Below are 12,285 nucleotides of genomic sequence, written 5' to 3' on the forward strand. Positions count from 1 at the left end.
ATTTATGAGCTTGGATTTCGTAAACCACCACTTCGAGCGGTCACAAAAGGGTATGATGAAATAGAAGCCATTTATGAGCAGATGCAAAAAGAGCGTGATAGTTATGCCATGATGCTTGATGGAATGGTGGTAAAAGTCAATGAAATAGCAGCACAAGAAGATATGGGCTACACAGTAAAAGTGCCACGATGGGCAGTCGCATATAAATTTCCCGCAGTTGAGAAAATAACAACACTTAAAAATATCATTTTACAAGTTGGACGTACGGGAGCAGTTACTCCTGTCGCCATTGTAGAGCCTACAGAGATAGAAGGTGCAGTAGTTGAGCGTGCAACACTTCATAACTTTGATGAGATAGAGCGAATGGATATTCGCATTGGCGATAGGGTAATTATTCTTAGAAGTGGGGATGTTATTCCTAAGATTGTGAAGGTTTTAGTAGGGGAGCGTAGTGGTAGTGAACAAAAAGTAGAACGCCCGAAAAACTGCCCTGTTTGTGGGAGTGAACTCCTACAAGAAGAGGTACTAATAAAGTGTCAAAATCTTAACTGTGAAGCAAGAGTTGTAAACTCCATCATCTACTTTGCTTCAAAACCATGTCTAAACATTGATGGACTTGGAAATAAAATAGTCGAGCAACTCTACAACGCGGGACTTATTAAAAGTGTACTTGATTTGTTTGATCTGAGTATGGAAAAACTTTTGGAGTTAGAGGGCTTTAAAGAGAAAAAAGCACAAAATCTTCTAAACGCAGTAGCAAGTGCTAAACGCAGTGAACTTTGGCGTTTTATAAATGCGCTTGGTATTGAGCATATTGGAGAGGTGGCTTCAAAAATGATAGCACAAGCCTTTGGACTGGAGTATCTAAACGCAGCTAAAGAAGAACTTATAGCCATTGATGGCATAGGCGATGAGATGGCTGAGAGTTACTTGGAGTTTATGCGGGTAAATCGTGAAACAGTGCAAAAATTGCAAGCGATTTTAGAGCCTGTCGCACCTGAGAAAAAAGAGGAAGCAAAAGAGAACCCTTTTAAAGGAAAAACCATTGTTCTAACAGGAAGCATGAGCAAACCAAGACCAAAAATAAAAGAGATGTTAGAGTCTTTAGGTGCAAAAGTTTCAGGAAGTGTGAGTAAAAAAACAGACTTTTTGATTTATGGTGAAGATGCTGGAAGTAAGTATGATAAGGCTGTGAGTTTGGGTGTGGCTACACTCACTGAAGATGAGATGCAAAGTATGCTTTAATTTCTATATAATTATCTTTATATCAGTAGTTATTAGAATAAATATGCTATTATTATCAAAATAAAGGTATTTGTATTTCAAGGATTTAGTATGAGTCAAATTAATTTTTTTACTACGAATGATGAAATAGCAAAACTGTTAGCTTCACGGATAAAGAGTGAAAGAGTGGCGCAACACTTAAAACAAGAACAACTTGCTCAAAAGGCAGATGTAAAAATAGGAGTGGTAAGAAACTTAGAACAAAATGCAAAAATAACGCTGCATAATCTCATTGCAATATTAAGAGCATTACAAAAACAAGAGATATTTAATGAACTTTTTGACTTTGAGAAAGAGAGAATTGCAGTTGATGCTTTTAAGTATGAAGAAGAGATGCGCAAGAAAAAAAAGCAAAGAGTATATGATGCAAAACAATTATAGATGTCAAGTTTACTTATGGGATCAACTTGTTGGGGAGATGGTTCTTGTCAAGGAGAGTGTTTATTTTAAATATAATGAAGCTTTTGATTTAAATATTTCTCCGATTGCTCTTCCTCTGAGTAGTGCCCAATATAATTTTGACACATTAGATTTTCAACACAAATTACCAGGAGTGTTTTCAGATTCACTTCCTGATAATTTTGGGATGAAAGTGATTGATAACTATTTTGCTCAAATCTACACTAATTTTACGCCAAACATCATAGACAAACTCCTATTTATAGGTGATGTAAGTTTGGGTGCTTTAAAATACAAACCAAATCCTGTCAAATCTAATACAAAAAGTATTCCTATTATGCTCAGAGAAGTGAGACAATTTCAAAAAGTGATGCTTGAAGATAATACATATGATTCAATTCGCAATGTAATTGATATGTATAAAACATTTTCACCTGTGGGTGGGGCAAAAGAGAAGTTGATACTCTCTTATAATGAACAAAAACAGAGCTTTTACATAGGGGAGACTAAAAAGGGAGATAAAGCACTAATTGTTAAAATAGATGAGAGTGAATATCCTCATTATGGAGCTGCGAGCATCATAGAGTATATATACTCTTTGGTGGCAGCTTCATGCGGTATAAATATACCAAAAACCTATCTTTTTGATGATACACTTGGATATAAACATTTTGCTATTGAGCGTTTTGATATTGATATTAATGCTGATAGATTGCATACACATACTTTGTCCGGTTTATTAAATTTAGAAAAATCTACATCTATTGATTATGCCAATATATTTACTTTAGCAAAACAGCAGCTTTTGGTCTCGCAAGAGGATATAGATGAATTATTTAGAAGAATGGTGTTTAATTACACATATAACAATAATGATGACCATTTGAAAAATACAACTTTTTTGATGGACAAGCATGGCAGATGGAAATTGTCTCCTGCTTATGACTTAACATATAATAATACAAAAGGGCAAAGAGAGATGATTCTTAAAATTAATAAAAAACTATCATCTCAAGTGAATTACAGTGATTTTGCTCAGTTAGGTGATAGATTTGGTGTGGACTATAAAACTATCATAAAAGAGGTGCAAAACAGTGTCTCTGAATTGAATAGACTCATTGATAAATATAAGCATAAAAATATTCAATTTGATTTGCTTGAAATTAAGCAAATTAGAGTTATCTAAAATATGGAACAATTAACAGACCTTAAAGCAATTTTACATTCAAAAAGAGCAAATATATATTATTTGGAATATTGTCGTGTGTTACAAAAAGATGGTCGTGTTTTATATTTGAGTGAAAAGAAAAAAGAGTATTTGTATTGGAATATTCCCATTGCAAATACCACTTGCTTACTGCTTGGTACAGGTACATCTATAACGCAACCAGCTATGAGGATGTTAGCACAGGCCGGTGTTTTAGTTGGTTTTACTGGTGCAGGTGGTACACCACTTTTAATGTCAAATGAGATTGAGTGGTTTACTCCTCAAAATGAGTATAGACCGACAGAATATATTCAAGGTTGGATGGGGTTTTGGTTTGATGAAATAAAACGGCTTGAAACTGCAAAACGATTCCAAACAGCACGGATAGAATTCACAAAAAAAGTATGGGCTAAAGATAAAGAGTTACGAGTAGAAGGATTTGATAGTAACGAATTACAAAAAGAGTTTCAAAAAACTTTAGAACAAATCTCTCACGCACCGAGTGTGGGAAAACTTTTACAAATTGAAGCAGACTTAACAAAAAAACTCTACAAATATGCTGCAAAAAAAACAAATCAATTGGGGTTTATAAGAGAACATGCAAGAGCTGAAGATGCTAATGGTTTTTTAGATCATGGAAATTATTTGGCATATGGCTTGGGTGCTACAACACTTTGGGTTCTTGGAATCCCTCATGGCTTTGCAGTAATGCATGGAAAAACAAGGCGGGGTGCTTTGGTATTTGATGTAGCAGATCTGATAAAAGATGCCCTTGTTCTGCCATGGGCATTTATTTGTGCGAAAGAGAAACAGAGTGAAAAAGAATTTCGTTTACAAATTTTACAAACTTTTGTGGAACACAAAGCATTGGATTTTATGTTTAAAGAGGTGCAAAATGCTGCACTTTACTACAAGCAAGAAGAAAAATAGTATGATGGTTACTTTTGTATCTCAGTGTCAAAAAAAGGCTTTAAGTCGAACACGCAGAGTTTTAGATACTTTTGCAAATCGTATTGGTGACACTACTTGGCAAACGATTATAACAAATGAAGGTTTACAGGCGGTGCAGAAGTTACTTAAAAGAACCGCTTCCAAAAATACAGCAGTAAGTTGTCATTGGATACGCAGTCGAAGTCGTAGTGAATTGTTGTGGATAGTGGGAAACAAAGAAGCTTTTGATGAGAGCGGAGTAGTTGCCGTCAATTATGGAGTGACAAAAAGATTTGTAGGAGAAAAAGAGATAATGGTGGATAAAATTTATGCAAATACAAACGGACAGAGACTTGACCAGCATCTTTTTGGGGTTGGTTATTTGGCAAAAAAATTGATTGAAAAGATTGTACCAGATGATGTAAATCTTGCAAAAGCAATTTATGTGGCTGGATGTTGGCACGATATAGGCAAGATTGATAGTGGTTTTCAAGAGTGGCTTTTAAAAGAGAAGAAAAAGCAGAAAAAGTACAAAGAGATTGCTGATGAGGGTGAGCATATTGATAAAAATACAGGAAAATTTTCTTGGCAAACATATCCACGCCACAATGAACTCTCTTTACTCTTTTTTGAATTGTTGAATAATTTTGATTTTAATAAAGATATGAAAGAGAGAGTAAAACATGCTATCTATTGGCACCACGCCAAACCTCTTCGAGATAAAAAAAATGAGATAAAAAATTTTGTTGGAATTTATAATAAAATAGAAAATTTTGAAGCATACTATAAAGATAAAGTAGATGAATTTCAAGCTATTTTCACTTCTGTTGATGCATTGGCAAGCGAATATGATAATCTGAGTGATGTATTTAAAATAAAAAAGGTAGAAATAGAGGGGATTGAAGAGGAGTTAGAGGGTATAAACTTACCATTATATAAACGCTACTCTCTAAAAGAAAATATTGATGGGTATAAGCATAATATAGGCTTTAATGCAAAAAATAATTTAGCACGAACGGCTATTGTTACGGCTGATAGGTTGATTTCTCAATTAACAGCAGAAGCATTAGATGAATATATTTCAAATAAAACATTGGAGAGTTTACTTGATGATGCACTTCACAAAGAGAGAGGATTATCTTCTGCCATTCAAGAGTGTTTAGAGGGATTTGAAGATAGATACCCAAAAAGTATGAGAAATGAGAAGCAAAAAGAGGCGGCAAAAGCACTGAGTGAAGAGGAAGATATTTTTGTAGGGGTGTTAAAAGGTCCTGCAGGGTGTGGAAAAACAAAGATTGCATTAGAGTGGGCTAAAAATACAAATGTGAAAAAACTATATTGGATATGTCCAAGAGTACAGGTGTGTGAAGGAATTTATGCCGATTTATCTACTAATGAATATTTGCCAAATACCCATATTGAGATAGTAACAGGTGAGATAAAAAAATCTCGTATAAATACAAAAGAAGAAGAGACACAAGAGGGTAGAGAATTTTCAGCTGAGATTGTCATTACTACTATAGATCAGATTGTAAACACTATTACGACGCATAAACATATAACAACATTTATGGATTTTATGAATGCTCATGTAGTATTTGATGAGTATCATGAATATATCAATATGCAAGGTTTTAATCTACTTTTTGCAGAATTAGTCGAAGCAAAAAAATTGCAACAGACAGACGAAATACTCCCAAATACTTTGCTTGTATCTGCTACGCCAAATCCTCTGTTTATTGAAAAGTTTTTGCGTTTACATGAAGATAATGTAATAAGCATGGAAAGTTTTAATGAACGCAGTTACAAGATAGAGTTTCAAGAGTATGATGATAGCGATGATGCAAATAATCCTTTGATGCAAGAGGTGAAAGATGACAACACCTTTGTGATTAGTAATACGGCAATTACAGCACAACGGAGTTTTATAGAGCATCAAAATGATGAAAATGGCATTTTATTTCATTCAAAATTTACTAAAAGTGATAAAGAGTATTTGTTTAAAGAAGTGTATAACTCATTTAAAAAAGATGGCTCATGTAAATATGATGTATTGAGAAGTGGACCTGTTGTGCAAGCATCTTTAAATATTACATGTAAGAGAATGATAAGTGAGATGACACATGCAGAGAATTTTTTACAAAGGTTAGGACGGCTTGACCGTTTCGGGGCGAATGATGAGGTAAATGTTTATACTATTGCTATTACTGAAGGGGTGAAACAAGGAAAATCAAAAGATGGAAGTTCTCGTTTTTTAAATGAGTTGGACTCTTTGCAGTCTGCTAAAGTTTGGTATGCGTTTTTAGAAAATAATTTAAGCAAAGAGAGTTGTACTATACAGAAACTTTATGCTCTTTATGAAGAATTTTATAAGGATAAAAATAATTGTAGGGCGATAGAAGAAGATTTGGTCAAAGCACTTCAAAAAAGTGTGAGTATGATAGAAAAAAATGTACTTGACCCAAAAAGCTTTCCACAGATAAAAAAAGAGCAAGTAGGTGTGAGGATAAAGAAAAACTCATTAAGAGGGAATAGCCTTTTTGTGCAGATGGCACGAGCGAAAGTTAATGCTATTGATGATGTTGTTATTATAAATGAGTATTTATATGATGAGTTTGATGAAAAAGATATTGAAGAAAAAGCAATTACATTAAATGTCACTCGCATAAAAGGCAAAAAACAAGAAGATTCAGATAGAAACTTATTGGCATATATGGCAAAAATTCACCGTATTGTTAAGGAGACCAAAGAATCAAAAAATTATTTAGAGTTAAAGTATGAAAATAGAGCAAGAGATCCAAAAACTCCTATATATGTTAGTTACATACCAAGAGAGTTAAGTAAATGGAATAAAAAACAGCACCCTGATGCATATTTTTATCTTTTGGGCAGGAAACAATCCATAGGTGTGGTATCATTACCACAATTAATAAAAAATGAGGAGATAGCAGATGACAAATAAAATCACAGGCATAAGAAGCATTGACTTTAAGATAGTAGCAAAAGGGCATGGGGTTGTTAATTGGAATGGACCTACTAACTTACAAGGTGAAGATGGAAAAACTGTTGATAACCATACAATGCCAAAATTAAGAGGGTATAGCAATCTCTCTGGCAGAGAAAAAGATACAGGATATAAATATAGAAAAGAAGCAACCGATATTGATTTTAAAAAGACACCTTTATATATAAGTCAGAATTGTGTGCGTCATCACCTCTTTCGTGAACAGGCTTATGATTTACATTATGCCGATAAAAAAAATATTAAAAATATTTTAGCTTCTTTAACAGGATTAGTGAGAGGTTATGTCGTGCCTGCTTCTCAAAATAAAAGAACAAGTCCTCTTTTGCTTGAAGATTTTGTAGATCAACTTGGAAATGGAAATTTTGAACAGTTTGGGCAAGCAGGAGAAAGAGATAGCTCTTCTTTTTATTCTAAAACAACTTTTGGAGATACTAAGTATATCTCTTATGGTTCTATCAGTATTGAGCAGTTACAGTTTATATCATTAGAGAAAAAGTTTGACCGTGAAGCTATGGAAATAAAAACAGGGGAAGGTGAAGAGGTTGCTAAGATGGTGGAAGATTTTATAGTTTCATTAGATACTCAAAAGCGTGCTCCTAAAGCTACTTTTTATGAAAACTGTGTAAGAAATGGAACTATTTTTGAAGAGGGTGAAAATGGGATTATACTTAATGATGATGCAGTAGATGTGTTGATAGATGAGACACTTCGTAAATTAAATGAACTTGTAATTCGTCAAGCAAAATCATATATGTATGTTGATGAAGTTACAGTTGATTATAATGATAGTACGAGCATGATGAGAATTAAACAGGATGAAAGTTGCATTCATTCTTCTCCTGAGGATAAAAAATATGCACACTATTTTTATGCAAAAGAGAAATAATGAAAATAGAAATAGAGTATGAAGCTTCTTGGCGAAACTCTTTTCTTGATGGGAGTAATGATGAGGTATTGCCAAAAAAAGGAAGAAAATATATAGGGTCCAATACTGCTTTGAAAAAGCCTGAAAATTATATACGAAGAGATATTTCTTTAAGTACTGTAATGGGAATTTTAAATCGTTTAATTGGAGAGCAAAGAAAACTTTATCAAGCACGACAAGATGAAGTATATTTGTTTAAAGATATTGAGTCAAAGGTTAGCTTTCATGATGATATTAAAATACAAAATAATGAGTTAGTTTACCTAAGAAATATGTCTGGTAATACGGATCAAAACTCTTTTACAGGGATGATAAATACAGAAGATAAAATGTTCATTTCAGATTATTCTCAAGAATTCTGGGGAGTTTTGATGTTTAATGTGGATGAACTTCTAGAATTTATTGTTGATAATAAAAAAATTGATAATTGTATTGCATTAGACCCTTTAGTAATTGTTGATAGATTTACAGAAATTAGTAAACTAAAAGCTCTTGAAAAAGATGAAACAGTTACTACGGCTCTGAAAATACTTGAAGCAAAATTTGAAGGCACTAACTATGAAAATAACAAAGAAAAAGTTGTTCCTTTAAATCTTTATTGTTCATCGCTGTATCTGCAACTTGAAAGACTTTCATCAAAGTATGATTTGAGTTCAGCCCTTACAAAAACGGGTACGATTACAGGAATTTCTAAACGACTTTTTACAAAAAAAGATTTTATGAATCGTTTTACAACGGGAGAAAAAAAGAAAATATTTGGTAATCCATATATTGTCAAAAGTTTTGAAAAAGGAGAAGGTCAAGTTACTTCTATGCTAACCAAAGCAAGTGGCACATTAGAAATTACCATAGATATACCGAGAGATAAAGCAAAAGAGCTAAAAAAACTTATAGATAATGCGGGAGTTTCTAGTTTTTATTTGGGTAAAAAAGGTTTAGCATATGTTACTCATATTAGTACAAAAGAGGTGCAAAAATAATGGATTATTATTTGGATATAAGGCTGATGCCTAAAAAAGAGATGCGTGAAAATATACTGCTGAATCAACTCTATTCATCTTTTCATAAAAGGTTATATGACCTAAAATCAACTACAATAGGTATTAGTTTTCCAGAATATAGGTTAAAACTCGGAAGATTGTTGCGTATTCACGGCAAAAAAGAAGATTTAAAAAAACTAGAGGAGAAAGATTGGCTTGGTAAATATAGGGATTTTTGTAAAGTTGGTACTATTACAGCTGTTGCAAAAAATGTAAAGTATCGAACTGTTTCAAGAGTACAGCAAAATATGACAGAGGCAAAATTACGAAGACTTATAAAAAGAGGTAGCATCTCTGATGAGGCGGTAAAAAAATATCGGATAAAAATGTATGAAGGTGGACTAGATAATCCTTTTGTTGAACTTGTAAGTATGTCAAATGGACAGAGACATAGAAGATTTATAGAGTTTGGAAATTTGAAAGATATTGCAGTAGAGGGTGAATTTGATCAATTTGGGTTGAGTACAACAGCAACAATTCCTTGGTTCTAATTTAGACAAAAGAAAGACCCTTTTTTTTAAATATAATTTTAGATACCGTATAATGGGCCTTTTTAAGGACTTAAAAAATAATGGTATAATTCAAAAATTCTTTTAGGAATAGCCAAATAACATAACTTCCGAGCATTAATTTGCTGTAAACTGCCGCACAGGCAGCTTGGAAGAAAGTGTAAGATTTGATATATCTTTTTTTTCAGTAAACTGCCGCACAGGCAGCTTGGAAGGATAATCCTTAGTAAGCTCACGCAAAGAATACGTAAACTGCCGCACAGGCAGCTTGGAAGCAAACGCAGTCACAGCACGCTGGGGCATATCGGTAAACTGCCGCACAGGCAGCTTGGAAGCCAACCTAGCAGCAAGTGAAGATCATTATAATGTAAACTGCCGCACAGGCAGCTTGGAAGATGAAGTTTCAATTGCGGCAGATATTACAACAAGTAAACTGCCGCACAGGCAGCTTGGAAGCCTAATTATCATTACATCCTTGTAAAATAAGTGTAAACTGCCGCACAGGCAGCTTGGAAGAAAAAGACCGATGAGTGCTGAGAGTAGATGAAGTAAACTGCCGCACAGGCAGCTTGGAAGATCAATAATGACATCAATAGGCTTGACTTGTTGTAAACTGCCGCACAGGCAGCTTGGAAGGAAATCTATCAACTTTAAAGGCCACAATCGCAGTAAACTGCCGCACAGGCAGCTTGGAAGTATCGGCTCATTATTTATCCTTAGCTTTAAAAGTAAACTGCCGCACAGGCAGCTTGGAAGATCTTTATGAGGTTCAGTAACACGGAAATAACGTAAACTGCCGCACAGGCAGCTTGGAAGAACATGCTCACCCCTGGTCTTTCTATGAAAGAGTAAACTGCCGCACAGGCAGCTTGGAAGATTTGAATCATCAGCCTCATACAAATTAACAAGTAAACTGCCGCACAGGCAGCTTGGAAGCTCAATCCCCGCGTAAGCTGCAGCCATTGAAAGTAAACTGCCGCACAGGCAGCTTGGAAGATCAATAGCTATAAGCTCCTGAGTAAAACGCTGTAAACTGCCGCACAGGCAGCTTGGAAGATCGTCATAATATCCTATGCGAAGTGAGTTATGTAAACTGCCGCACAGGCAGCTTGGAAGAAGTGGAGCAGGATATAAGCGTTTTAAAGCTTGTAAACTGCCGCACAGGCAGCTTGGAAGACAATTTGCACCATTAGCCCATGTAAAAACTTGTAAACTGCCGCACAGGCAGCTTGGAAGAATCATCCATCTTCGCACGAATTGCATCAATCGTAAACTGCCGCACAGGCAGCTTGGAAGTGCTGTTGCTGTTGTTTCCCAAGTTGCGTTAGGTAAACTGCCGCACAGGCAGCTTGGAAGGCCATTAACGAGTCTATCGAATACATTGATAAGTAAACTGCCGCACAGGCAGCTTGGAAGCAAACAATAAGAACTTTCCTACGAAATTGCTTGTAAACTGCCGCACAGGCAGCTTGGAAGTTTTGCTGATTTTGTGGCAAATAGCTATACAAGTAAACTGCCGCACAGGCAGCTTGGAAGCATCATCTTTTTTCTCTATTTCAAATCTAATGGTAAACTGCCGCACAGGCAGCTTGGAAGGAGCAAAGCCACAACTGTTGCAGTGAAGAATGGTAAACTGCCGCACAGGCAGCTTGGAAGGCTCGACTTACTACTGTCGGCACTTCTTGGAGGTAAACTGCCGCACAGGCAGCTTGGAAGCTTTGCTCACTCCATGTAGATTGTTAATAAGGGTAAACTGCCGCACAGGCAGCTTGGAAGTGAAAGAGATAGATGATGCAAATGCCAAAGTGACGAATGGCACATGGGGAACATCAGAAGACATGAAGTTCGGGAACTCTACAGTCGCAAAACTTGATGAGATATTAAAACACAAAGAGCTGTTTAAGCAATACCCAGAACTCAAAGACACCATAGTACACTTAAAACCCGATATGCAAGGTGCAAGTTTTGATGCACCGGCAAACAGGATAATAGTGGGTTATGATACAAAAAGCAAAAACATAAATAAGTCTTCATTGCTCCACGAGATACAACACGCAATTCAAAATAAAGAGGGATGGGCTAAGGGCGGTTCTCCTGATACTTTAACACCAAAACAACTTGCATCAACTTTAACAGATAAATATGGAGACCTACCTGCGTTTCAAAAAATAGAGGAAGATTTTCTAAACAGCAAGATAAAAACAGAAGATGATATGTACACGAAAATGATAAACCTTGCTTCTGAAAACTACGGAGGCATTGAAAAACTAAAGCTTGATACATACAAAAGACTGCATGGAGAACAGCAAGCACGAGCGGCACAGTATAGAGAGAATATGACACCAGAGGAGAAATCCGCCGAGACTTGGCAAGATACACTCAAGCGAGTCGAGGGAGAATATCACGAGCCTATTGTGAGGTTTGATGATGGTGGAATTAGCGAAATGAGTCCTGTTAAGAATAAGGTTCAAAAAGGAGACATATCCTAAAAGTTGTGTCTAACAGTAACACCTAACTAATTTTTCTCCTCATAAAATTTAAGATTGAATATTTGATTTAGTTCATAAAGTTTAGATTTTATCATCGGAACAGGTTTTTTCCAGTTAAGATTAAGTTTGTCACTAACAATAAAAATAGCAACATTTAAAATATCCATAGATTGGAAAAATCCACCTTTTTTAATTCTCATTTTTTCAAAGCTAGAATGAACAGATTCAACAGGATTAGTTGTATAAATATGTTTTCTTACAGCTTCAGGATATTTCATAAAACATAGGTGCTCAGTTTTTCTTTTTTCTAAGTGATTTATAAAAGTTGGATATTGCTTTTTAAACTTCTCTGGTAGTGTTCAATAATCTGTGTCAGCATCGGATAATTCCTAAAATTGTATCATAAATCTAAAGCATCATCCAACCTGCCATCGAAAAAGATGGCAAGTTGTGAGATGGTAAGTGACCAGTTCCGAA

The 12,285-nt window shown here is 35.1% G+C and carries 9 protein-coding genes, 1 pseudogene and 1 CRISPR repeat array; of the genes and pseudogenes, 9 read left to right on the plus strand and 1 reads right to left on the minus strand.

What is annotated here, in order from left to right:
• The 9 genes from ligA to MV589_RS08640 all read left to right on the plus strand — a co-directional run.
• Positions 1–1,245 (plus strand): NAD-dependent DNA ligase LigA (gene ligA, locus MV589_RS08600; RefSeq protein ID WP_297433909.1); only part of this gene is annotated, 1,245 nt, incomplete at its 5' end.
• Positions 1,246–1,335: 90 nt separating this feature from the next.
• A complete protein-coding gene (locus MV589_RS08605) occupies positions 1,336–1,665 on the plus strand; it encodes a helix-turn-helix domain-containing protein (protein ID WP_297433911.1) in 330 nt (109 codons plus the stop codon).
• Complete coding sequence (locus MV589_RS08610) at positions 1,646–2,869, plus strand: type II toxin-antitoxin system HipA family toxin (protein WP_297433913.1); 1,224 nt, start codon at positions 1,646–1,648, stop codon at positions 2,867–2,869. Before MV589_RS08605 ends, MV589_RS08610 begins: the two co-directional genes overlap by 20 nt.
• 3 nt (positions 2,870–2,872) lie before the next feature.
• A complete protein-coding gene (gene cas1f / locus MV589_RS08615) occupies positions 2,873–3,820 on the plus strand; it encodes a type I-F CRISPR-associated endonuclease Cas1f (RefSeq protein ID WP_297433915.1) in 948 nt (315 codons plus the stop codon).
• Positions 3,786–6,782 (plus strand): CRISPR-associated endonuclease Cas3'', encoded by a 2,997-nt coding sequence (locus MV589_RS08620; RefSeq protein WP_297433917.1) that lies wholly within the window; start codon positions 3,786–3,788, stop codon positions 6,780–6,782. Before cas1f ends, MV589_RS08620 begins: the two co-directional genes overlap by 35 nt.
• Positions 6,772–7,731 (plus strand): type I-Fv CRISPR-associated protein Cas7fv, encoded by a 960-nt coding sequence (cas7fv, locus tag MV589_RS08625; RefSeq protein WP_297433919.1) that lies wholly within the window; start codon positions 6,772–6,774, stop codon positions 7,729–7,731. Before MV589_RS08620 ends, cas7fv begins: the two co-directional genes overlap by 11 nt.
• Complete coding sequence (gene cas5fv / locus MV589_RS08630) at positions 7,731–8,750, plus strand: type I-Fv CRISPR-associated protein Cas5fv (RefSeq protein WP_297433921.1); 1,020 nt, start codon at positions 7,731–7,733, stop codon at positions 8,748–8,750. Before cas7fv ends, cas5fv begins: the two co-directional genes overlap by 1 nt.
• Positions 8,750–9,301, plus strand: a complete 552-nt coding sequence (gene cas6f / locus MV589_RS08635; protein WP_297433923.1) for a type I-F CRISPR-associated endoribonuclease Cas6/Csy4 — start codon at positions 8,750–8,752, stop codon at positions 9,299–9,301. The genes cas5fv and cas6f overlap by 1 nt, the downstream gene beginning before the upstream one ends.
• 145 nt (positions 9,302–9,446) lie before the next feature.
• Positions 9,447–11,095: a CRISPR direct-repeat array (repeat unit 28 nt; unit sequence GTAAACTGCCGCACAGGCAGCTTGGAAG).
• A 62-nt stretch (positions 11,096–11,157) separates the two neighbouring features.
• A complete protein-coding gene (locus tag MV589_RS08640) occupies positions 11,158–11,808 on the plus strand; it encodes a hypothetical protein (RefSeq protein WP_297433926.1) in 651 nt (216 codons plus the stop codon).
• Between the two features lie 26 nt (positions 11,809–11,834).
• On the opposite strand, the pseudogene MV589_RS08645 reads toward MV589_RS08640, so the two are convergent.
• Positions 11,835–12,146: pseudogene (locus tag MV589_RS08645) on the minus strand (transposase); the annotation flags it as partial.
• Positions 12,147–12,285: the final 139 nt, after the last annotated feature.

The sequence above is a fragment of the Sulfurimonas sp. genome (assembly GCF_026991475.1).
Classification (GTDB): domain Bacteria; phylum Campylobacterota; class Campylobacteria; order Campylobacterales; family Sulfurimonadaceae; genus Sulfurimonas.